This window comes from Paraburkholderia phenazinium (assembly GCF_900100735.1).
GTDB lineage: Bacteria > Pseudomonadota > Gammaproteobacteria > Burkholderiales > Burkholderiaceae > Paraburkholderia > Paraburkholderia phenazinia.
Window position 1 is genome coordinate 385,731 of the sequence record NZ_FNCJ01000005.1, and the last position, 23,126, is coordinate 408,856.

Annotated in this window: 19 protein-coding genes; 8 read left to right on the top strand and 11 right to left on the bottom strand. The window is 64.5% G+C overall.

All coding sequences use genetic code 11. From position 1 onward, the window contains the following. Positions 1–57: 57 nt before the first annotated feature. The 5 genes from BLQ92_RS14525 to lpxK form a co-directional block, all read right to left on the bottom strand. Entirely contained in the window at positions 58–816 is a 759-nt protein-coding gene (locus BLQ92_RS14525; protein WP_090685187.1) for a 3-hydroxyacyl-CoA dehydrogenase, read from the bottom strand. Between the two features lie 377 nt (positions 817–1,193). Continuing rightward, positions 1,194–1,859 (bottom strand): adenylate kinase, encoded by a 666-nt coding sequence (gene adk, locus BLQ92_RS14530; protein WP_090685188.1) that lies wholly within the window; start codon positions 1,857–1,859, stop codon positions 1,194–1,196. Between the two features lie 230 nt (positions 1,860–2,089). Next, on the bottom strand, positions 2,090–2,902 hold the full coding sequence (kdsB, locus tag BLQ92_RS14535; RefSeq protein WP_090685189.1) for a 3-deoxy-manno-octulosonate cytidylyltransferase: 813 nt from the start codon (positions 2,900–2,902) through the stop codon (positions 2,090–2,092). Between the two features lie 13 nt (positions 2,903–2,915). Continuing rightward, positions 2,916–3,137 carry a Trm112 family protein gene (locus tag BLQ92_RS14540; protein WP_090685190.1) on the bottom strand — a complete coding sequence of 74 codons (222 nt, stop codon included), beginning with the start codon at positions 3,135–3,137 and terminating at the stop codon, positions 2,916–2,918. After that, a complete protein-coding gene (gene lpxK / locus BLQ92_RS14545; protein ID WP_090685191.1) occupies positions 3,118–4,134 on the bottom strand; it encodes a tetraacyldisaccharide 4'-kinase in 1,017 nt (338 codons plus the stop codon). The genes BLQ92_RS14540 and lpxK overlap by 20 nt, the downstream gene beginning before the upstream one ends. A 504-nt stretch (positions 4,135–4,638) precedes the next feature. Here lpxK and xseA point away from each other — a divergent pair. The 4 genes from xseA (at position 4,639) to BLQ92_RS14565 (ending at position 9,959) form a co-directional block, all read left to right on the top strand. Next, entirely contained in the window at positions 4,639–6,018 is a 1,380-nt protein-coding gene (gene xseA, locus BLQ92_RS14550) for an exodeoxyribonuclease VII large subunit (protein ID WP_090685192.1), read from the top strand. Positions 6,019–6,211: 193 nt separating this feature from the next. Beyond that, a complete protein-coding gene (locus BLQ92_RS14555) occupies positions 6,212–6,790 on the top strand; it encodes a superoxide dismutase (RefSeq protein WP_090685193.1) in 579 nt (192 codons plus the stop codon). Positions 6,791–7,362: 572 nt separating this feature from the next. Continuing rightward, on the top strand, positions 7,363–8,481 hold the full coding sequence (locus BLQ92_RS14560) for a porin (RefSeq protein WP_090685195.1): 1,119 nt from the start codon (positions 7,363–7,365) through the stop codon (positions 8,479–8,481). A gap of 158 nt (positions 8,482–8,639) precedes the next feature. After that, positions 8,640–9,959, top strand: coding sequence for a DUF1254 domain-containing protein (locus BLQ92_RS14565; RefSeq protein WP_342342404.1), 1,320 nt, complete (start codon positions 8,640–8,642; stop codon positions 9,957–9,959). A 13-nt stretch (positions 9,960–9,972) separates the two neighbouring features. Here BLQ92_RS14565 and BLQ92_RS14570 read toward each other — a convergent pair whose 3' ends face one another. Further along, positions 9,973–11,448, bottom strand: a complete 1,476-nt coding sequence (locus BLQ92_RS14570) for an NYN domain-containing protein (protein WP_090685197.1) — start codon at positions 11,446–11,448, stop codon at positions 9,973–9,975. Between the two features lie 318 nt (positions 11,449–11,766). Between BLQ92_RS14570 and BLQ92_RS14575 the strand changes: the two genes are divergently transcribed. Beyond that, the gene (locus BLQ92_RS14575) at positions 11,767–13,269 is read left to right on the top strand and encodes a purine-cytosine permease family protein (RefSeq protein WP_090685199.1); all 1,503 of its coding nucleotides are present in this window, start codon (positions 11,767–11,769) and stop codon (positions 13,267–13,269) included. Positions 13,270–13,327: 58 nt separating this feature from the next. On the opposite strand, the gene clpP is transcribed toward BLQ92_RS14575, so the two are convergent. Next, positions 13,328–13,975, bottom strand: coding sequence for an ATP-dependent Clp endopeptidase proteolytic subunit ClpP (clpP, locus tag BLQ92_RS14580; RefSeq protein ID WP_090685200.1), 648 nt, complete (start codon positions 13,973–13,975; stop codon positions 13,328–13,330). 232 nt (positions 13,976–14,207) lie between these two features. Here clpP and BLQ92_RS14585 point away from each other — a divergent pair, with 232 nt between their 5' ends. Continuing rightward, positions 14,208–15,335 (top strand): sigma-70 family RNA polymerase sigma factor, encoded by a 1,128-nt coding sequence (locus BLQ92_RS14585; RefSeq protein ID WP_090685291.1) that lies wholly within the window; start codon positions 14,208–14,210, stop codon positions 15,333–15,335. On the opposite strand, the gene BLQ92_RS14590 is transcribed toward BLQ92_RS14585, so the two are convergent. The 3 genes from BLQ92_RS14590 to BLQ92_RS14600 all read right to left on the bottom strand — a co-directional run bounded on the left by BLQ92_RS14590 (position 15,291) and on the right by BLQ92_RS14600 (position 19,816). Continuing rightward, positions 15,291–16,565 carry an EAL domain-containing protein gene (locus BLQ92_RS14590; protein ID WP_090685292.1) on the bottom strand — a complete coding sequence of 425 codons (1,275 nt, stop codon included), beginning with the start codon at positions 16,563–16,565 and terminating at the stop codon, positions 15,291–15,293. The two genes, BLQ92_RS14585 and BLQ92_RS14590, sit on opposite strands and share 45 nt — an antisense overlap. Before the next feature lie 217 nt (positions 16,566–16,782). Beyond that, positions 16,783–18,243 (bottom strand): multidrug transporter subunit MdtD, encoded by a 1,461-nt coding sequence (gene mdtD / locus BLQ92_RS14595; protein WP_090685201.1) that lies wholly within the window; start codon positions 18,241–18,243, stop codon positions 16,783–16,785. A 163-nt stretch (positions 18,244–18,406) separates the two neighbouring features. After that, positions 18,407–19,816, bottom strand: coding sequence for an aminotransferase-like domain-containing protein (locus BLQ92_RS14600; protein WP_090685203.1), 1,410 nt, complete (start codon positions 19,814–19,816; stop codon positions 18,407–18,409). Positions 19,817–19,989: 173 nt separating this feature from the next. Between BLQ92_RS14600 and BLQ92_RS14605 the strand changes: the two genes are divergently transcribed. Further along, positions 19,990–20,310: a DUF2917 domain-containing protein gene (locus tag BLQ92_RS14605; protein WP_090685204.1), complete on the top strand. Its 321-nt coding sequence runs from the start codon at positions 19,990–19,992 to the stop codon at positions 20,308–20,310. Between the two features lie 55 nt (positions 20,311–20,365). Here BLQ92_RS14605 and BLQ92_RS14610 read toward each other — a convergent pair whose 3' ends face one another. Next, entirely contained in the window at positions 20,366–21,595 is a 1,230-nt protein-coding gene (locus BLQ92_RS14610; protein WP_090685205.1) for a citrate synthase family protein, read from the bottom strand. A 131-nt stretch (positions 21,596–21,726) separates the two neighbouring features. Here BLQ92_RS14610 and BLQ92_RS14615 point away from each other — a divergent pair, with 131 nt between their 5' ends. Continuing rightward, entirely contained in the window at positions 21,727–23,121 is a 1,395-nt protein-coding gene (locus tag BLQ92_RS14615; RefSeq protein WP_090685206.1) for a CoA transferase, read from the top strand. The last annotated feature ends 5 nt before the right edge of the window (positions 23,122–23,126 follow it).

A 23,126-nucleotide genomic window follows, 5' to 3' on the forward strand; every position in this document is an offset into this window, starting at 1 on the left:
GTGCATCGCGCCTCGGGCGGCGCAGCGTATCACCCGAGGCACGGCAACCAGGCAGGATTACTTCGGTTGCATCCGGATCGCGCCGTCGAGGCGGATCACTTCGCCGTTGAGCATCGGATTGTCGAAGATCTGCTTGGCGAGCATAGCGTATTCCACCGGCTTGCCGAGGCGCGGTGGGAACGGCACCATCGCGCCGAGCGCGTCTTGCACTTCTTGCGGCATGCCGAGCAGCATCGGTGTTTCGAAGATGCCCGGTGCAATCGTCATCACACGGATTGCGTTGCGCGACAGGTCGCGTGCGATCGGCAGCGTCATGCCGACCACGCCGCTCTTCGAGGCTGCATAAGCCGCCTGGCCGATCTGGCCATCGAACGCTGCTACCGATGCGGTGTTGATGATCACACCGCGCTCGCCGTTGGCGTTCGGTTCGTTCTTCGACATCGCCGCTGCGGCTAGGCGGATCATGTTGAAGGTGCCGATCAGGTTGATGGAGATGGTGCGCGTGAACGACTCGAGCGGATGCGGGCCGTCCTTGCCGACCGTCTTGATGGCCGGTGCAACGCCCGCGCAGTTGATCAGGCCGCGCAGCGTGCCGAGCTTCGTCGCGGCTTCAACGGCTTGCGTGGCGTCGTCTTCGCGGCTCACATCGCACTTGACGAACACGCCGCCCAGTTCCTGCGCGAGCGCCGTGCCGGCGTCATGATTCAGGTCGGCGACCACGATCTTGCCGCCTTCTGCCGCGAACAGGCGCGCCGTGGCGGCGCCGAGGCCCGATGCACCGCCGGTGATCAGGAATACGTTGTCACGAATCTCCATGTCTTCTCCTTTAATTCAGTTCAGTAACCGTCAGGATCGAATATCTTTTCGATGGTCGATTGTAACGGCTGTGCTGCAGCGCGGAAAGCGAAAGGGTGGGGCGTTTGCACCGGGGTGGTGCGTTGGCGGGCGGATCGATTTGCTTTGGATAACTGAGCAAGTTGGCCGTAGCGGGTGCGGCGCGCACGCGGGATCGATTCCAGATGGCTCGCCGACCTGGGCGGCAGCGTTACGCTGCGAACCAGCGCGCATTTTGCGGCGGCGATAAAAAACCCGCCCATCTGGGCGGGTTCTGTCGAAGCGGATCGTGCGTCTTGCTGAGCGAGCGGTAGTGCGGGTTTGATTGCGGCCCGGCTCGCCAGCTAGCGCTAGCCGACTTACTTCAGTGCGTCGAACGCACGCGTGCGGATTTCATCGACGCTGCCAAGGCCCGAGATAGCGCGATACTGCGGCGCCTTCAAGCTGCTCGCTGCATCGCCCTGCTTGGCCCACGTGTTGTAGTACTCGATCAGCGGCTTGGTTTGTGCGACGTACACATCCAGGCGCTTCTTGACCGTTTCTTCCTTGTCGTCGTCGCGCTGGATCAGCGGTTCGCCCGTGACATCGTCGACATTCTCGACCTTCGGCGGGTTGAACTTGACGTGGTACGTACGGCCCGACGCAGCGTGCACGCGGCGGCCGCTCATACGCACGATGATCTCGTCGAACGGCACGTCGATTTCCAGCACGTAGTCGATCGCGACGCCAGCCTGCTTCATGGCTTCCGCTTGCGGCAGCGTGCGCGGGAAACCGTCGAACAGATAGCCGTTCGCGCAATCCGCTTCCTTCAGGCGCTCTTTGACGAGGTTGATGATCAGCTCGTCCGGCACCAGTTCGCCAGCGTCCATGAAACGCTTCGCTTCAACGCCGAGCGGCGAGCCAGCCTTGACGGCTGCACGCAGCATGTCGCCGGTGGAAATTTGCGGAATGCCGAACTTTTCCTTGATGAACGTGGCCTGAGTGCCCTTGCCCGCTCCGGGAGCACCCAACAGGATCAAACGCATGTGATATCTCCAGATCTATGTGAATTCTTTCGCGGCGCGACGCTTGAAGCTTGTCTTTAAGCTTATCTGCGCGTTGGCTTCAGGGGGCCCGCATCGAACTGGCCGCAATGCGCCTTGGGCTGCACGTCGATGGCGACGGCGCTGCAAGGGGGCAGCGGGACGACCGGACAAACCCTGACGAACGATCATTGCAGATGGTGCGCACAACCGTTTGATTATGCCATGGGTTTTTACGCTGACGGACCGAATAACGACCTTACGCGGGCGAGGTCGGCAGGCGTGTCGACGCCCGGCAGCGGTGCTTCGTCCGTGACGAGGACTGCAATCCGCTCGCCATGCCACATCGCACGCAGCTGTTCGAGCGTCTCGACCTGCTCGATCGGCGAGTGCGTGAGCGTCGGGTAGGAGCGCAGAAACTTTGCACGATATGCATACAGTCCGATATGCCGGTAGACCGTCGCGGGAGCCGGTGGCGCGGGCATTGCGGCGATGTCGGGCCAGTGTGGCTGGTAGGCGTCGCGCGCCCAGGGGATCGGCGCGCGCGAGAAGTACAGCGCCACGCCGCGCGCATCGAGGACGACCTTGACGACGTTCGGATTGAAGATTTCGGCGGGGTCGCTGATCGGGTGAGCCGCGGTAGCAATGGCGCAGTCTGGATTGGCGGCGAGGTGCGACGCAACGCCGCACACCAGCGCCGGATCGATCAGCGGTTCGTCGCCCTGCACGTTGACGACGATGGTGTCGTCGCTCCAGCCGAAATATGCGGCGACCTCCGCGAGACGGTCCGTGCCCGACGGATGGTCGGCGCGCGTCAGCACGGCTTCGATGCCATGTTCTCGTGCCACCTCGAGGACCGCCTGCGCATCCGATGCAATCAACACCTGCTGCGCACCCGAGGCGAGCGCGCGTTCGGCGACGCGCACGACCATCGGCTTGCCGCCGATGTCGGCGAGCGGCTTGTTGGGCAGACGGGTCGAGGCGAGCCGTGCCGGAACGACGGCAATGAACGGCGGGGCGGCAGTGGCGGTGGCGGCTTGAGTCATCGAGAAGGCAGCCTCAGACGCCGGACGTGGGATCGCCGGCCCCGGGACTCAACGGCTCGACCGGCGTGCCTTCAACCGTTTGCCGGGCTTCGTCTACCAGCATCACCGGGATGCCGTCGCGGATCGGATACGCCAGCTTGTCGGCGTTGCAGATGAGCTCCTGTGCCGAACGATCGTAGCTGAGCGGGCCCTTGCAGATCGGGCAGACGAGAATTTCAAGCAGGCGAGCGTCCACGGACTTTCTCCACAACTAATTCAATGAGGCGATGATCGAGTGCGGCTTCAACCGGGACAACCCAGATGCGCGCATCGTGCCAGGACCCCAATTTTACCGCATCCTTTTCGGTGATCAGGATCGCATCGGCATCGACCGCGGCAAACGGATTGCTGCTGAACGCATAGTGATCCGGAAGGGCGCGGGTCTCAGGCGTCAGGCCCGCGGCGCGCAGAGTCGCAAAAAAGCGTTCCGGCGAGCCGATGCCGGCCGCGGCCAGCACCCGCTCGCCGCTGAATTGCGCGAGCGGGCGGCGCAGCGCCGGATTGCCCAGATGCCACGCATCGCCGGGCGTGAGGGTGAGCGCAAAGGTGTTGGGCCAGGGCGGCAGCGTCCGTTCGTAGGGGTTGTTGATCAGCGTTGCATCGCGGTGGCGCGACAGCGGCTCGCGCAACGGACCGGCCGGCAGCAGGAAGCCATTGCCGCCAAGCCGATGGTCGAATACCACCAGTTCGGCGTCGCGCGCGAGGCGGTAGTGCTGCAGGCCGTCGTCGCTGACGATCACGTCGACCTCGCGATGCGCGGCGCACAGCGCTTGCGCAGCGGCCACCCGGTCCGGGCAGACCCACACCGGCGCGCCGGTGCGGCGAGCGATCAGGAGCGGCTCGTCGCCAGCGTCCTGTGGCGCCGAGGCGGGCGTGACCGGCGTCGCCCGGTTAACCCGCGCGCCGTAACCGCGTGAGACGACGCCCGGGTGAAACCCGGCACCCCGCAGCGCTTCGACCAGCGCGATGACCGTCGGAGTCTTGCCGGTCCCGCCGACTGTGACATTGCCGACCACCACCACCGGCACACCGATGCGTTGCGCCTTCAGCCAGCCGAGCGAGAAGGCCGCGCGCCGCGCGGCGGCGATCGCGCCGAACACGCAGGCGAACGGCAGCATCGCCCAGGCCAGCGGGCCGCGTTGCTGCCACTCGCGGGCAAGACGCGTTTCGAGTTGGGCTTTGACTTCGCTCATGAGGACAACGCCGGTGCGTACAGCGGTTGCGGCACCGGTTCAGGTGACGCGGTACACGGAACAAGTATCAACGCGTTTCTCCGGGCGGGACGAACAGGACAGGGCGAGCGCCGCATACGTGGCATGTCGCTCATGATGCCCTTAAAACCCGGCACTCTAGCGCGCGAGCGTCGTGCGCCGCAAGTCGCGCGGGTTGCACCCGGCCGCCCGCGGGTGGCGATCCGTGCCTCGGCAACCTGTGGATAACTTTGTGGAGAACCTGCCATCGACGAGGCTGGAAAGGCCATGCCGCGCGGGTCTTGTCGGTATGCATTGGTACTAATGAGATACAAAGTCTTTAAAAATCAATGGGTTAATTCGGCGTTACTGGGCTCTGCACGCGCTTTGGCGGCGTTTCGTAAGCTTCTCCCGACATGTGGACACTTTTAACAATTCGTACAACGCGCTGGACGCGGATGGCCGCTCGGTCTATCGTCTGTCCGGCCCGTCATCCCTATTCTTCGCATGAATTCAGATAGTCCTTTTTCGTCGCCGTCCACGCCGGGTGGCGAGGTCGTCGTGCCGGTGTCGGCGCTCAATCGCGCGATTGGCACGATGCTCGAACGTTCCTTTCCGCTCGTCTGGGTGGCGGGGGAAGTGTCGAATTTCACGCGCGCCGCGAGCGGTCACTGGTACTTCTCGATCAAGGATGCCCAGGCGCAGATGCGTTGCGTGATGTTCCGCGGCCGTGCCCAGTACGCTGAGTTCACGCCGCGCGAAGGCGACCGGATCGAAGTGCGCGCGCTCGTCACGATGTACGAGCCGCGTGGCGAGTTGCAGCTCAATGTCGAAGCCGTGCGCCGTACCGGGCAGGGACGGCTTTACGAAGCGTTCCTGAAGCTCAAGGCGCAGCTGGAAGCAGAGGGGCTCTTTGCCGCGGAGCGCAAGCGGCCGTTGCCGGCGCATCCGCGCGCAATCGGCATCGTCACTTCATTGCAGGCCGCCGCCTTGCGCGACGTGCTGACCACCTTGCAACGCCGTGCGCCGCATATTCCGGTGATTGTTTATCCCGCGCCGGTGCAGGGTGTAGGGGTGAGTGCGAAACTCGCGGCGATGGTCGAGACGGCCAACGCGCGGCGCGAGATCGATGTGTTGATCGTGTGCCGTGGCGGCGGTTCGATTGAAGACCTGTGGGCCTTCAACGAAGAAGTGCTGGCGCGGGCGATTGCCGAGAGCCGCGTGCCGGTGGTGAGCGGTGTGGGTCACGAAACCGATTTCACGATTGCCGATTTCGCCGCCGACGTGCGTGCCCCCACGCCGACTGGCGCGGCCGAGCTCGTCAGTCCGCAACGCGTGCTGTTGCTGCGCGATCTCGATCAACGGCACGCGACGCTCGCGCGCGGCTTTGGCCGCATGATGGAGCGGCGTGCGCAACAACTCGACTGGCTGGCGCGCCGGCTGGTCTCGCCTTCCGAGCGGCTCGCGCGGCAACGTACGCATTTGCAGCAGCTCAGCGTGCGCCTTGGGTCTGCGGGGGCGCGGCCAGTGCGCGATGCAAGAGCACGTTTTTCGCTGCTGCAGATGCGCTGGCAGCGCTGGCGTCCGGACCTGGCAGCGCACCACGCGGCATTGAACTCGCTTGCGCAGCGTCTCGATGGCGCGGTGCTGCGCCAGCATGAACGGCATACGGCGCGCGTGACCACGCTCGCTGCTCGCCTCGAGGTGCTGAGTCCGCAGCGCACGCTCGAGCGTGGCTACGCGGCTGTGCTCGATGCGCAGAACGGTCGCGCGGTGCGCGCGCCGGCCTCGTTGAAGCCCGGCCGACGTCTTACCGTGCACCTTGCCGAAGGGGCCGCGGATATCACGCTCGCCGATGTGCAGGCGCGTCTTGCCGACGGTTTCTGAGCGTCTGCTGGAGTCGTACTTTTGACCGTGGCAACGGCCTTGCGCGAGCACTAATTACGTCCTCTGAGCGGCTTGTTTGCGCATGCCTGACATAAAGTCCGCTGGTTTGCGGGGTTATTCCAACTCGCCTACAATCGAGTGCTCCACAGCGTTATCCGCAGACTCCCCCACACACAGATAGAAGGAAAGCACCATGGAACATACGCTCCCGCCGCTGCCGTTCGCGAAAAACGCACTCGTCCCGCATATGTCGGAAGAGACGCTCGAGTATCACTACGGCAAGCACCATCAGACCTATGTGACCAACCTGAACAATCTGATCAAGGGTACGGAGTACGAGAACCTGTCGCTTGAAGAGATCGTCAAGAAGGCAACGGGCGGTCTGTTCAACAACGCCGCGCAAGTCTGGAACCACACGTTCTTCTGGAACAGCCTGTCGCCGCAAGGTGGCGGCGCACCGTCGGGCGCGCTCGGCGACGCGATCAACGCGAAGTGGGGCTCCTACGACAAGTTCAAGGAAGAGTTCGCGAAGACCGCAGTCGGCACGTTCGGCTCGGGCTGGGCATGGCTCGTGAAGAAGGCTGACGGCTCGCTCGACCTCGTCTCGACCAGCAACGCTGCCACGCCGCTGACCACGGACTCGAAGGCACTGCTGACGATCGACGTGTGGGAACACGCGTACTACATCGACTATCGCAATGCACGTCCGAAGTTTGTCGAAGCGTTCTGGAACATCGTGAACTGGGACTTTGCTGCGAAGAACTTCGCGTAAGGTTTCACGCGGTGCGGCGTGGCCGGGCAGGTTGAACAGTCCGAACGCCGCGCTGCAAGCAAGCCTGGACCCGGTAGTGACAATGAGAGCCCTCCTGCGTGAGGGCTTTCTGTTTTTTGGGCCTTGCAGTTTGCCATTTACTGCAAGCGTCGAAACATCGAACTCGACACGCCTTGTATGAGCGGTGTTTCGTTAGTCCCTCCCTAAGTTTCCCTCGCTTTAAATCCACCGCCCGGCCCGCCGCGCCGGCTGTGTAAACCCTGCCTTGGTTCCCTCGTTACGCCGTCGTTTCGAGCAACTTCCCCTGCCTGCAGGGCGTCCGACGGGCATGCGCTCTCTGCAATCTCATCATGAGAATAATGCAATAGCGTTATGGCCTCAGTTGCCTTCAAATTAGCACGGGCATTCTATTTTCCACCTGAACGGCGCCACTGCCGGGCATGACACGCAGGGTCGGAGAGAACGATCGCGCACCCCGCTCTCGATGCGGTGTGCAGGAGACAGCGGTCGCGTGGAATCGCAGCGATGCAATCAAGTCCGCTGCAAGCGGCTATCAAAATGAGGAGACATGCATGCGTTTGATCAGTCAGAGTATCTGCGGGGCCACGCTGGCTCTTGCCGCCGGCGGTGCAGCAGCGGCCGATTCGAGTGTGACGTTGTACGGTGTGGCCGATACGTTCGTTCAGTACCTCGACAACGGTGGCAACCATTCGTATTCCGAACGAAGCGGCGGTGCAACGGGTTCGCAATTCGGCCTCAAGGGCAACGAAGACCTGGGAGGGGGGCTTTCGGCGCAATTCGACGTTGAAACCGGCTTCAACATCAACAACGGTACCTTGTTCGCCGACACCACGTCGCTCTTCTATCGCCAGGCCTGGGTTGGCCTGAGCCACTCGAGCTATGGTTCGCTGACACTGGGGCGCCAGTACGAGCCAAGTTTCCGCGTGGTGTATCCGACCGATCCGTACCGGGCGAACGAGGTGCTCTCGCCGTTCTCGGCAGACGTCCTGGCGGTCGACCGTAATACCTTGTCGACGCAATACGACTCCGGTCGCGCCAGCAATTCGATCATGTATCAATCGCCGAACCTGGGCGGCCTCCAGCTTTACGGCATGTATGCGTTTGCCTCCACCGTCACGCAGCCGGTGCCGGCCACCACCGGCAACATGCTGAACCTGGGGGCAACCTATACGGGTTACGGCTTGTATGCGGGCCTTGCCTACGTCTATCAGCATCCGGGGCAAGAGACCATCGCCGGCTTGCCGGGACCCCTCAGCCTGCTGGGCACCGAGCACTTCATCGGCGCGCTCGCGTACCGGCTCGGCATCGTCAACTTCCAGTTCAACTATTCGTATCAGCGCGCGCAAGATCCTTCCGCGCACTCGCTCGCCGCAGTGCTCGGCACGGCTCATTCGCTTAGCACCGCCGAGTTGGGTGCGACGATCCAGGCAACGGCTGTGGATACGATCGAGATCGCCGCGGTTCAGCGCAGTGTGCGTGGTGCGCACGACAACGCGCCCGGCTTCCAGATCGGCGCCGATCACTCTTTGTCGAAGCGCACGAGTCTCTATGTCCGCGCGGGTTACATCAAAAACAACGGCAGTGCGACGGTTAGCTGGCCGGGCGTCACGGTTAGCGAACCGGGAACAAAGCAGGTTCTTGCAACGGTGGGCATGACTCATCGTTTCTGAAAGGCGCAGCGAAAGACGGCTGGTCCCGCGACCCGGGGCCAGCCGGTGCGCTGTCGATTGTCCAGAGCCGCGGAAGCGACGTCTGCAATCCTGCATTCCTAAAGTCTTCGAACTTCATGTCGGTTACGTCCATGTCAGATCCCGCAGCGCAGCCACCCTTGAACGATATAGCGAGGATCGCTCGCGACGCGGTCCTGTTCACCTACCCGTTGTATGAGATGGCGCGCATGCGCGCCGCTGCCTCGGCAAGGCGCGATGCCGAGGGCAAGCTCGCCGGCGGTTCGGCTGAATCGACGCTGCGATGGATGAATCAGTGGGTCCACACGCGCCAGCTATTGGGGCCGCAAAACCGCGAGGTGGTCACCCCCAATAGCGACACCCTCTATTCGAGCGCCTGGCTTGATCTGAGCGAAGGTCCGCTTCTGTTGCACGTACCCGATATGAGCTGGCGCTACTACGTGCTGGGTCTGCTCGATTTTTATACCAACCCATTCGGTTACATCGGCAGCCGAACAACCGGCACAGGCGCAGGCACTTTTCTGCTGCATGGTCCTGACTGGAATGGCGAAGCACCTCAAGGCGTGCGCGCGCTGCGTTGCCCGACGCCCCATGTGTGGATGATCGGCCGCTTCCTGGTCGATGGAAACGACGATCTGGCCCAGGTCGTGGCGTTGCAGGACCGTCTGGTGTTCGCGCCGTTCGGCCGCGCCGCCGCGCGGGTGTCCATGCTGATCGACGCGGGCATGCAACCCCGCGAGCTGGCAGGCGATCCCGCGCGTTATGCGCGCGTCGTCAACCGGGCGTTGGCGGAGAATCCACCGGCGCCAGAATCAGTCCGTGCGCTGGAGAATTTCGCGCAAGTCGGCATAGGGCCGAATTGCGATTCCGACGCGATGAGTGCGGCACAACGCGAGGCCGTTGCACATGCGATTCAACAGGTAGTGGCTGAACTGTCCGAACCGCAGCCGTCCGAGCTGGGTGGCGGCTGGTTCTTGCCGGTCGCGGTGAGCGAATCGTACGGGACGCGCTACCGCGAGCGGGCTCAGGTTGCGCACAATTACATTGGGGCACTCGGCGTCGAGGAAGCCATGTATGTCGTCGCGGACCGTGACGTAGCAGGGGTCCCGCTTCGTGGTGACGAGGAGTACGTGCTGTATTTTCCGCCTGGCGGTTTGCCGCAGACCGGCGCTTTCTGGTCGATCACCGCTTATGACAAGGCAAGCCGTTTGTTGGTCGAGAATGCGATTGGCCGTTATTCGCTAGGCGACCACACCCCTGGCTTGTGTTACGACGCCGATGGCGGATTGCGCATTGCCATCTCCTCACGGCAACCGGCGGACGCCGTGTTGCGCAAGAACTGGTTACCGGTGCCGGCTGGCGCGTTCTATCTCGCGCTGCGGCTATACGAGCCACGCGTCACGCATCTTGCGCGCACATTCCGCTATCCGGCGGTAGAGCGGAATGTGCGCAAGCGGTGATAGGGGTGCGTGCTTATTCGGCATCCGAAGTTGCCGCAGTCTTACGCGGCCGGCGGCTGCGGGTCGTGGACTTGCGCGCGGTCTTACGGGCTGCGGGTTCTTCTGCAGCAGGTTCAGCAGGCGCTTCCTGCGGCACATTGCTCTCAGACGCCGCTTCAACCGGTTGCGCAGCAGCCTTCCTCGTCTTCTTGGCCGCTGGTTTCCGGCTGCCGCGTCCCTTACGCCGCGTCTCCTGATTGCTTTCCGCTTCGCCTGCTTCGCCCGCTTCGACAACCGGTTCCGGCTCCGACGCGAACAACTCGGGTTGTGCAACCGTTTCCGCTTGCTCCTCTTCGGGCTCGTCGTATGCGAAAGGCGAGCGGCCACCGTGGTTGAAGAAGATTTCGTCCTGTTCGTCGGAAAGCGTCTGCGCTTCGTGGTGGCCCGTAGCCGGTTGTTCGTCACGGGTCGCCGCCGGCAATTCACGTTCCGTCTTGCGGTTGCCGCGACCGCGGCGGCGGGCGTCCTGCTTGCGGCCCGATTCCGCCTGCTGAGCCGATTTCGCCGGCCGTCCAGAGTGTTCTGCCTGTGCGGGTTGTGCCGCTTCCGCCGGTAGCGTCTCCTGAGCCTGTTCCGCCTGTTCGCTTAGCACCTCGCCGCCCGTGGTCACAACGGTGCTGCGATACACATACGCGCCTGACTTTTCGTCACGGCCGAACTCGAGCAGGCCACGCGCCTGCGCTTCCTCAAGCAGATTGCCGAAGGCACGAAAGCCGTAATACGTTTCGTTGAAATCGGGCTTGCGTCGCTTGATGGCGTTTTTCAGTACCGAGGCCCAGATCTTGCCGCTGTCGCCGCGTTCCGAAGCGAGCGCATCGAAGGTCTGCACGGCGATTTCGACTGCTTTGGTCCGGCGCGTTTCCAGGTCTTCCTTCGGGCGCTTTTCTTCGTTCGGCGCACGCTTGGCGGCGGCGGTCGCTGTGGGCTGCTGTGCCGGACGCGCCGTTTCGCGCTTGACCACGGTCCGCTGACTTTCGCGCACGAGGTCGTCGTAGAAAATGAATTCGTCGCAATTGGCGATCAGCAGGTCGGAGGTGGATTGCTGAACCCCTACGCCGATCACCTGTTTGGCGTTCTCGCGCAGTTTGGAAACCAGCGGCGAGAAGTCGGAGTCGCCGCTGATGATGACAAACGTGTTGACGTGCGATTTGGTGTAGCAGAGATCGAGCGCGTCGACGACGAGACGAATGTCCGCCGAATTCTTGCCCGACTGCCGCACGTGCGGAATTTCGATCAACTCGAAATTGGCTTCGTGCATGGTGCCCTTGAAGCTCTTGTAACGCTCCCAGTCGCAATACGCCTTCTTGACGACGATGCTGCCCTTGAGCAGCAGACGTTCGAGCACCAGCTTGATGTCGAATTTCTCGTACTTCGCATCGCGTACGCCAAGGGCGACGTTTTCGAAGTCGCAGAACAGCGCCATGCTGATGGTTTCGTGGGATGACGCCATGTATCTCTCCAATGAGGCAACCGTCGAACTCGACGGATCGCGACCATGATAGCGATTCCTGTGCCGGGTTAACAGCTTTGTGTGCGCCGCGGGCTCGCTATCCGCTCCGTTATCTCGATACATCGCCGCAGATCGAAGTAAACGTGCCGACTTCGCAATTCATTTCTGACTTTTGGCCGCTTACAACTAATCCCGTCGGCCGATCCGAAGGATCCGGCGACATCCATGCAAGCGGAGTGAAACGCGCTCGCAGCCCCGCATTGCGTGCTGGGCCTGCGGTGTTATCGAGTCGGCGGGACAAGCGGGAGACAGAATCAGATGAATCAACCAGAAGCGATCAACGTGGCCGGCGGCGGCGCGGGTATCGAGGTCGAGAGTCACTCGATCGACTACATTCCCGAGACGGAACGGCATGCCCGCCTCGGCAGCCAGGGACCGTTCTGGTTCCTCGGCAATTTCCATTTCTTCACCATTTCGATTGGCTTTGTCGGTCCCGGCATGGGGTTGTCGGCGGGTTGGACGACGCTCGCGGGCGCCCTGGGGATCATGTTCGGCACGATCTTTATGGCCTTTCACGGCTCCCAGGGCCCGGAGATGGGCCTGCCGCAGATGATCCAGTCGCGCGCGCAGTTCGGCTATCGCGGCGTGATTCTCGCCTTGCTTGCCACGCTGTTCGTGTTCGTCGGCTTCAACGTCGTCAATGTCTCGCTCATCACGGATGGCCTCAAGCACGTGTTCGGCCTCGATGCGACGCTGGCCGCCGTGGTGGCGATCCTCGCGGGCGCGCTGCTGTCGATCTATGGCCACGATCTGATGCACAAGGCGTTCAAGTGGGCGCTGATCGTGACTTTGCCACTGTATGCGCTGGTGACGCTTGCGCTGATGTTCGGTGTCGGCCATAGCGCGGCGGCCGCGGCGACTCCCGCGCCTGCGTTGGGCTTCAACTGGATTGCTTTCGCCACGCAATTCGCCATCGGCGCGAGCTACAACATCTCGTATGCGCCGTACGTGTCCGACTATTCCCGCTATCTGCCGAAGCACACCAGCCGGCGCAAGCTGATTACGGCGATCTTTCTCGGTGCGTCGCTCTCGGGGGCGTGGATGATCGGCCTCGGCGCGTGGCTCGCGCAGCAACTGAAGGCGGAAGATGCGCTGGTCGCCTTGAATCAGGTCGGTTCATCGATGCTGCCAGGTCTGGGCCATGTGATCGTGATGGTTTCAGTGGCTGGCTTTCTGCCGATCATCGCGCTCAACACTTACAGCGCGATGTTGACGCTGCTCACCGGCGTGGATTCGATCCGCAAGATCAAGCCGACGCGCGGCGCACGGGTACTGTCCATCATGGCGATCAGCGCGGTGGTGCTGGTCTGCGTGCTGGCGATCAAGGGCAACGGCATCGCGCTGCTCAATACGTTCCTCGTGTTGATGCTGTATTTCCTCGTGCCATGGACGGCGGTCAATCTGGTCGACTACTTCTTCGTGCGCAAGGGCCGTTATGCGATTCCGCATTTCTTCGCGCCCAAGGGCATTTACGGTGCGTGGCAGATGCGTGGCATTGTGGCCTACGTCGTGGGGTTCGTGGCGATGATTCCGTTCTTTTATGTGTACGACGCCGAGGCGCAAAAAGAAGTATTCGTCGGCTATGTTGCGCGCTTGCTGGGTGGGGTGGATATCGCGTGGCTGGTCGGGCTGATCGTCGCGGGCGGGGTGTACTGGCTGCTGAGCCGCTCGCTCGATCTGCGGGCCGAAGAGAAAATCATTCGGAGTATGAAGGAAAGCGACTTCGTGGCGATCGCTCAGCGCGTGCACGACGAGCGTTAAATGAGCGGGCGGCGTGCGCGCCGCCCGCAAGCACCCATCGTCACATCGGCCGGATCGCTTACATCGCCTTGCTGCGCGCCGCCGCCCCAAGCGCTTCGCGCGTCTGCAACACGTCTTCGATCAGCCCATACGTCTTCGCCGCCGCCGCGGACATGAAGTTGTCCCGGTCGGTGTCCCTGACGATCTCGTCGATGCTGCGACCCGTATGCTCCGCCATCATCGCGTTCAGGCGCTCGCGCTGATACAACACCTCCCGTGCCTGAATCTCGACGTCGGCGGCGGTCCCCTGGCTGCCGCCGGAGGGCTGATGGATCATGATCCGCGCATTCGGCAGCGCGTAGCGCTTGCCGCGCTGGCCGGCGGTCAGCAGGAACGTCCCCATGCTGGCGGCAAAACCGGTGCAAAGCGTCGACACCTCCGGTTTGATGAACTGCATCGTGTCGTAGATCGCCAGGCCGTCGTAAACCGAGCCGCCCGGCGAATTGATGTAAAAAGAAATATCCTTGTCGGGATTCTCGGATTCGAGGAACAGCAACTGCGCGACGATCAGGCTCGCGGACTGTTCGTTCACCGGGCCGACCAGAAACACAATCCGCTCGCGCAGCAGCCGCGAATAGATGTCATAGGCACGCTCGCCGCGGCCGGATTGTTCGATGACGGTGGGCACCAGGCCGAGGCCGGAAAAGGAAGGGGAGCTGGATTGCATGCGCGCCTCGTTGGAGGTTGGATAGGGTCGAAGAACCCGTCGCCGCTGTTGCGGGCGCGGGTGACTGTCTCCATGACGAAAGCGCACGCCAGACTGTGACACGAATATTTTTGCGCCGGCCTGTCACATCGGACGGTGCTCGAACGTCTAGCTGTACAGAGGCTGCGGGTTGCCGCGCATGCGCGCGGATTCGGCCCGCGCAGTATCGTTCACGTTTCTGGGAGCAGCACGCATGACCGAACCCGCAATCGACCAGTCATCCGCCTTCGAGGCCGCCCGCGCGCGCCTCGTCGCGCTGGCGTACCGCATGCTGGGCAGCCGCGCGGAAGCGGAAGACGTGGTGCAGGACGTCTGGCTCAAATGGCAGCTGGCCGACACCCGCGAGGTGCGTACCCCGGCGGCCTGGCTGACCACGATTACAGCGCGCCTCGCGATCGACCGGTTGCGCCATCTGCAACGGGAGCGCAGCGCGCGGGCGGCGGGCTGGATGCCGGAGCCGTGGCTCGATGAAACGGCGCCGTCCGCGGAAGAGTTGGCGTTGCGTTCGGCGCAGATGTCGTATGGTCTGATGCTGCTGCTCGAGCGGCTCAAGCCCGACGAGCGTGCGGCCTTCGTGCTGCACGAGGCCTTCGATTGCGACTACGCGGAGATTGCGAAGATCCTTGAGCGCACGCCGGCCGGGTGCCGGCAGATCGTGCATCGCGCGAAACAGCGCCTGCAGCGTGACGGTGCGCCCCTGAGGCGGCCGGAGCCGGCACAGCATGCCCGGCTCGTGGAGCAGTTGCGGACGGCGCTGGAAACGCAGGATCGGGCGGGTTTGCTGCGCCTCTTTAGCGACGCGGCGGAAATTGTCAGCGACGCGCCGCTCCGAGTGAGCGAACCGGTCGTGGCGGCAACGGACTGGGTGGACGTGGTGATGTCGCTAGTCGCGAACGTGGCGAGCGCGACGCAAGTGGCACAGACGGGGCGATCGGGAGAGATGGCGCAAACGGGGCAACGGGGGGGAATGGCGCAAACCGGGCAAACGGGGCAAATGGAACCCGCGGCGTCAGAGACACCCCATGCCAGCGCGCTTTACGCCGAATGCCTGTCAATCGACGGTACGCTCGGCGTGGCGCTCCTGCAGGGGGGCGAAATCTTTGCCTTGCTCGACGTCTCGAGCCGCGCCGGCCGGCTCGTGGCGCTGCGCATCGTCACCCGGGCCGCGCAACTGCAAGCTGCGCGCCGCCGCTTCGGCTTGCCGGCTATCGTGCGTTTGCTCGGGGCAATCCGCACGCCTTCGTGTCCGGCGCCGGGCCACACATCAACTCGCACCTCAACTACGGTGTGCGGCGACTTCCCAGTTGATGTCCACGCATAGCACCTGCATGCCGCGCGGCGTCTGCGCGGCAATCGATGCGGTCACGCACAGGTGCGCCTCGTTGATCGACAGATAGGGCGGCGTCAGATGCACCTGGCCGGGCGTACGCATCGCGCCGATGAAATACGGCCGGCGTTCCCAGCTGGCCCCTTCGGAATGCAGCAGCGGACGGAAGCGCTTGGCCCGTTGCGACGCGCGTCCCGTCGGCAGGACGTTATCGCCGATCTGGCGCCCGGAGCCATCCAGCACGAAGCAGCGCGCGGTTTCGCCAAGCGTGAGCAATGGCGCGGTTGCCTGAGCGACCGTCTCGCCGGCCACCAGTTGCGCACTGGCGGTTTCGAGCGCTTTGGCGTACGGCGCGAGCCGTGCGGCCTGGGCCCGGTCGCGTGCGGCAACCCGCTCGCGCAGTGCGGCCGACAACGCATCCATCAAACCGGCCGCCGCTTGCGGCTTCACCGGCTCGACGCTCGGTCCGGCGAAATAGGCGCCCTGCACGAAGTCCACATTGCATTCGAGTGCGATCAGCGCGTCGCGCTCGGTCGACAGACCGCCCATCAGCACCAGTTGCCCCGATTCGTGCAGCAGCGAGACCAGCCCGGGCAGCACGCGTTCGATGTGCGAATGCTCGCTCGCCTGCGCCAGAATGCAGCGGTCGAGCGTGACGATATCGGGCCGCAGGTTCCAGACGCGGTCGATATTCGAGTGCTTGGCGCCGAAACCGTCGAGCGCGATCAGGAAACCCGACTTGCGCAGCGCGTCGATGATCTCCGCGAAACGCGTGGTCTCACCGCCGGCCTGCTCCGACACTTCCAGCACTACCCGTTGCGGCGGCAGGCCCAGTGCCTTGAGCCCGGCGAGCAGCGCGTCGCCATAGCTGGTGTCCATCAGCGCGGCGGGGTGCAGGCTCAGGAACAGCCACTCGTCATGACTATCGAACGCGTTGAAGTTGCCCAGATGCAGCGATTCCGCGAGCCGCCCGAGTTCCAGCAGGTCGCCGCGCCGCGCGGCCTGGGTGAACACCTCGTGCGATGGCACCTGCAGCGCATGTTCGTCGTGTGCGCGCAGCGAGGCGTGGTAGCCGATCGCGCGGCGGTGCGACACGGAAAACACCGGCTGGAACACGCTGAACACCGTGTAGCCGCCGTACAGGACGGTGCGCCGGGAGCCTTCGTCGCCCGCCATCGGGCGCGGCGGCTGGAAACCGGGAGGATCGAGTTCGATCATGCTCATCATGTGTCAGTCGTGTGAAGGTGGCGGCGCAGCCGGCACGCCGCAGTTGGCGTGCATTATCGGTGAGTTTACAGGATAGGCGAGCAAGAACCATGCGCGCGAGCGAAATGCGCTTCGCATGCGGTTAATCGCTCATTGTGCGCCGGTATGTGCGCTGCGGCTACGCCGCGCACAGCTGTGGTGCGCGGCGCGCCCTGTTGCGGGTCGGCGAAGCGCCTCAGGTCCGTTCCGACGGATCGGTTTTCTTCGCGGTGCGGCGAATGTCGGCCGCCAGCTGGGCAAAGATCCACGACGAGCAGGCGGTGATGAAGCCGACGCACAGGAAGGTCGCGTGAAACGCGGGCAGCGAGTTGGCTTCGGTGACCTTGTGGATCAGCCCGGTGAAGGTCGCCAGCAAAGCGCCCGCGACGGTCACGCCGAGGCTCATCGAAAGCATCTGCACCAGCGAAAACAGGCTGTTGCCGCTGCTCGCGCCGCCGGTGCCGAGATCCTTGAGGGTGAGCGTGTTCATGGCGGTGAACTGCATCGAATTCACGCCGCCGAAGAAGGCGAGCTGCACGAGCCGCAACCACAGCGGCTGGGCCGCAGTGGTCAGGGCGAAGCTCGCCATCGCGAGGCCGACCAGCACGGTGTTGGTGACGAGCACGCGGCGATAGCCGTACTTCGTGATGAGTGTCGTGGCGAGCCGTTTCGAGGTCATGCCGGCCGCGGCCACCGGCAGCATCATCAGACCGGCTTCGAAGGCGCTGTAGCCGAGGCTCACCTGCAGCAGCAGCGGAATCAGATAGGGCATCGCGCCGCTGCCGATGCGCGCAAACAGATTGCCGAGCAGGCCGACGCTGAACGTATTGATCTTGAACAGATCGAGCGAGAACAGCGGATGCGGTTCGCGCACCGCGTGCAGCCCGTAGGCGACAAAGCAGGCGAGGCTGAGAATCAGCAGCACGAGCACGGTGGCGTGCTGGATACCGAGTTCGGTGCGGCCGTCGAGCGCGAACGAGATCGCCACCATGCCGACCACCAGCAGCAGATAGCCCTTGATGTCGAACTTCGCGGTGTCGGGATTGCGGCTGTCCCGCATGAAGATGAAGGTCGCAATGCAGCCGACTATCCCCACCGGCACATTGATCAGGAAAATCCAGTGCCACGAGGCGATCTTGACGAGCCAGCCGCCGAGCGTCGGACCGATCAACGGGCCGATCAGTCCGGGTATCGCGACGAACGACAAGGCCGGCAGATAGCGTTCGGCGGGGAAGGTGCGCAGCACGGCGAGCCGTCCGACCGGCAGCAGCATGGCGCCGCCGACCCCCTGAATGATGCGGTAGATCACCAGTTGATTGAGCGAATGCGCGTTCGCGCACAGCAGCGAGCCGACCGTGAACACCAGGATGGCGCTGAAGAACACCTTGCGCGTGCCGAGTTTGTCGGCGAGCCAGCCGGACACCGGGATCATCACGGCCATCGTTAGCGAGTAGGCGATCACCACCGATTGCATCCGCAGCGGCAGTTCGCCGAGACTCGTCGCCATCGCCGGCAGGGCCGTGTTGACGATGGTCGAGTCCAGCGTTTGCATGAAGAAGCCGGTGGCGACGAGCCACAGCATCACGGTGAGCGAGCGGGCGGTGGGCTGGGAGGCGGTAGGGGCGGGTGCTGCGGCGGCGTTCGGCGGATTGGACATGGAGGGCGGCTGATCACGCGTACCGGACGGGCTGGGGAGTGCCCATTTTAGGGAAATCCGCGCGGCTGTGTGGCCTGATTATGCGGCCTGATTGTGCAGCCTGATTATGCGGCCTGGTTCGGCGTGGCGTGCATCGCGAGGCCGCGTCGCGAGCTAGCATCGCTTATCGAAGCCGCGCTGCTGCGTCGAAAAATTGCTGGGCGCGCGGATCGCTCGTATAGGCGGCGTTGATGCGGATCCACGGGCTCACTTCACCGTTCGGCCGGAAATAGCTGCCCGGCGCGACCGTCACGCCGAGCGGCGCGCCGCATTCGACGAGCCGGGTCGAGTCCTCGATATGCGGCACCCGGGCCCATACGAACTTGCCGCCCTGCGGCGCTTCGAAGACCTCCCAGCCGCTCGCCTCGAGCGCTTGGACCGAGGCGCCGAGCGCATCGCGCATGCGGCGCCGCAACCGCTCCAGATACTTGCGGTAGGCGCCGCGTTCGAGCATGGCGACCGCGACCGCTTCGGCGAAGCGCGAGCCGCCGATGCTGGTGAGCATCTTGATGTCGGCGAGAGTCTTGATGATCGTGTGACTGGCGACCACGAAGCCGATCCGCAGCGACGACGACATCGTCTTCGACAGGCCGCCCACGTAGATCACGTGCTCGAGCTGGTCGAGGGTGGCGAGGCGGTCGCTGACATCGGTCTGGAAGTCGGCGTAGATGTCGTCTTCGATGATGCGGAAGTCGTGCTCGCGGGCGAGCTGCAGCAGCCGGAACGCCACGGGGGGTGACACCGTGGTGCCGGTCGGATTGTGGAACAGCGTGTTGATGAAGAACAGCTTGGGCCGGTGCAGGCGCAGCTGCGCCTGCAGCACCTCGAGATCCGGGCCGGTACGGGTACGCGGAATGCCGACCAGCTTGACGCCATGCAGCTTCAGCAAGCCGTAGAGGTTGTAGTAGCCGGGGTCCTCGACGAACATCGTGTCGCCGGCTTTCAGCATGAAGCGCATCAGCAGGTCGAGCCCCTGGCTCGCGCCGTTGGTGATGAGGATCTGCGAGGGGTCGGCTTCGATACCGAGCTGCCCGAGGCGGCTTTGCAGATGCTCGCGCAAGGTCAGATTGCCGAGCTGGGTGGCGTAGTCGACGAGGCTCGCGGGGTCCGTCCGCGACACGTGGCGAATCGCGTGGCCAAGGCTGTCCATGTCGCGCCACGCTTCCGGGATAAAGCCGCTGCCGAGCTTGAGCGATTCGCCGGGGTGATTGAACTGCTGCAGGATGTGCTCCACCACTTCCTCGGCGCGGCGCGGGTCCGAGGTGCACTGCGGGTCGCTCGCGTTGCGATGCCGCTCGGCGACGTAAAAGCCCGAGCCGTGGCGCGAGTCGAGATAGCCGAGCGAGACCAGCCGGTCGTACGCCTCGATCACGGGAAAGCGGCTCACGCCGTAGTCGGCCGAAAACTGGCGGATCGACGGCAGCTTCGCGCCCGGATGGGCGGCCCGCGAGCGGATCCACGCGGTGACGCCGCTGACGATCTGCTCGGTGAGCGGCACGCCGTTTTCGCGGTCGAGTTCGATGTCGAGTTTCATAAGGTCTCGCGCTTTAGACGCCTGCGAACCGGTGCCTAGGAAGCGGCATGTCGGAAACTGTCAGGTTTTTCGACTGCACAGTTCCGTAGAAACTGTCTGGAAGTGTGCATGGGGTTTACATCATCGCACGGCAATAATTAGTCAACCAGCAAAAGCTTCCAAGGAGTAGAGCGATGCGTGAAATCCGTACTTTCGAACTCGATCACGGCGAGCCGGCAGCCGCCTGGCGTGTCGCGCAGCCGCTCACTTTGCAGGTCATGGCGGGACAGGTCTGGCTGACCGTGGAGGGTGACCTGCGCGATTACTGGCTCGCTTCGGGCGAGACCTTCGAACTGAAGCGCGGTGCTCGGGTGTGGGTGAGCGCCGGGCAGGGCGGTACCCGGCTGGTGCTTGCTTTTGCGAGCGATGCCGCGGGTGCGCTGGGGCGGCCTGTGGCTGAGGCGGCGCGGCGCTCGGCGCGGAACTGGGTGCCGCGCTGGCTGCAGACCATCTGAGGGACGCGCGCTTGGCATCTCTCTGCGGCGAGGCGGCCTGTGCCGGCGGGCGCGGTCAGCGATCCGCCTCGTACTCCCCAACGTAACGCGCTCGCGGACGGATCAGACGGCCGTCCGCCGCTTGCTCCATCGCGTGCGCGATCCAGCCCACCACGCGGCCCACCGCAAACAGCGTAAAGCCGGCGCCGGCGGGCAAATCCAACACTCGTTCGATGGCCGCGAGCGCATAGTCGAGCGTCGGCTCCACGCCGCTCGTCTCGCGCACGGCACGAGCCAGTGCATGGATCTCGCCCATTGCCGAGCGCGCCGGTGCGCATTCGGTCAGCAACTCCAGCAACATGCGCGTCCGTGGATCGCCCTGCGGATAGAGCGTATGCCCGAAGCCCGACAGAATCGCGCCGTAGCCGCCATGTTCATCGCGGGCAAGACGGGTGGCCAGGAAACGGTCGAGATCGGGCGCGCGGGCCGCTTCGTCGAGCAACGCGGCGACGCGCACGGTCTCGCCGCCATGACGCGGCCCCGACAAGGCCGCGAGACCTCCCGCCACGGCGCCGAACAGGTGGGTGCCGGTCGAGGTGATACAGCGCACTGTGAAGGTCGACGCGTTCAGTTCATGATCCGCACAGGCCACTAGCGCCGCGCGCAGCACGCCCATCTGCTGCCGGTTGCGGATGCCCCACGCGGCAGCAAGCTGCCGGTGCAGCGGTTCGTTCGACGGCGCCGCGGAGATCATCGCCGCGGCCAGCAGGCGCATGACGGCGCAAGCCGTATCGAGTTGCGCATCGCGGCCTTGCGCCCAGACGCGCGGCATTTGCGCGGCGGCGGCCGGCAGCAGCACCAGCGCCCGGTCGAGTGGCGTGCTGTCGCTCCACAATTTCAGCCATGCGGCCCACTGCGCTGTGCCGATCGGCACCGGCGGCGCCTCGGCGAGCCGCCGCGGGCTGCATTCCCACAATAGCGCCGCCGCGTCTTCCAGCGACGCCGTGCGTGCCAGTTCGACCGCGTCATGCCCCCGGTACAGCAGGCGGCCGTCTGCGATCAAGGTGATCGACGATTCGAGCACCGGCACGCCCCAGTCGAGCACCTTCTGCGCCACCTTGCCGGCGCGTTTGCCGTCGGCCTTGCGGCGTGCGAGCCGCCGCACTTCGGCTGCGTTGTAGAGCCGGTGCTTGCCATGCGCATCCGGCGACGATTGCAGCATGCCGCGGCTCACATAGGCGTACAGGGTTGGGACGCTGATGCCGAGCAGGGCGGCGGCTTCGGTCGCGGTGAGGTGGGTGGACATGGGTATGAGGAGGTATAAAGGCGCGAGAAAGCCGGACAAATCAATATATATTGATTATATTAATCAAGATTGATCGTGTGAAGGTGAAATTCTAGACTCAGCTCAGTTCCCCCAACTTCACTGCGCTCGACATGACACCTCATCTCGCCCTCGATCATCTCTGGACCGCGGCCGGCTGCGATGCCGCCGCGCTCGACGCCGTCACGCTGAGCGGCGACGATCCCGGTCTGCCCTCCGTCTACCGGGTCGGCACCCTCGCCACGGCCACGACTGCCGCCGTGGGCCTGGCCGCCGCCGAATGCTTCCGCCTGCGCACCGGTTGCCGGCAACGCGTCGAGGTGGATGCGCGGCGCGCGCTGGCGGCGTTTCGCAGCGAGCGCTATCTGCGCATCGACGACGGCCCGCCGCCCGCCTTGCGCGATCCGGTGATGGGCTTCTATGCGACGCGCGATGGCCGCTGGATCCAGTTGCACACCAATTTCCCGCATCATCTGGCCGGCATCCTCAAGGTGCTGGGTTGTGCCAACGATCCCACCGCGGTGGCCGAGGCGATTCGCGGCTGGGATGGCGCGGTGCTCGATCAGACGCTCGCCGACGCGGGACTGTGCGCCGCGCTGATCCGCTCGCCGCGCGAATGGGCGGCGCTCGAACAGGCGCAGGCGATTGCCAATTTGCCGCTGTTCGAGATCACCCGCATCGGCGACGCGCCTCCCGAGCCCGCCGGACGCGGCGGCGCGGACCGGCCGTTGGCCGGCGCGCGGGTGCTGGATCTGTCGCGCATCATTGCGGGGCCGGTGGCGGGGCGCGCGCTGGCGCAGCACGGCGCCCAGGTGCTGCTGATCAACGGCCCGCATTTACCGAATATCGCGCCGCTCGTGATCGACAACGGGCGCGGCAAGCGCTCCGCCACGCTCGATCTGCGCGACGCGGCCGGCGTCGCCCACCTGCGTGCGCTGGTGGGCGACGCCGACGTGTTTCTGCAGGCTTACCGGCCGGGGGCGCTCGCCGCGCGCGGTTTTGCACCTGAAGCGTTAGCCCAGGTGCGGCCTGGGATCGTGTACGTGTCGATTTCCGCGTATAGCCACGCGGGACCGTGGGCGCAGCGGCGCGGCTTCGACAGTCTGGTGCAGTCCGCGAGCGGCATTGCCTGGACCGAGAGCCGTGCGGCGCAGAGCGACGGGCCAAAGCATCTGCCGTGTCAGGCGCTCGATCATGCCACCGGCTATCTGGCCGCGTTCGGCGCGATGGTCGCGCTGGCGCGGCGGGCTACCGAAGGTGGAAGCTGGCACGTGCGGCTGTCGCTGGCGCAGACTGGGCGCTGGCTGCAATCGATGGGGCAGATCGAGGACGGCTGGCGTGTACCGGAGGTTCGGGCCGAGGACGTCCAGGATTGCATGGAGACGGTCGCTTCACCGTTTGGCCGGGTGCGCGGGACCTTGCCCGCCGAGCGCCTGTCGGAGACGCCGCCGTTTTATGGCCGCCCGCCGGCGCCGATCGGCACGGACGAGGCATGCTGGGAGAGTTGACGCGG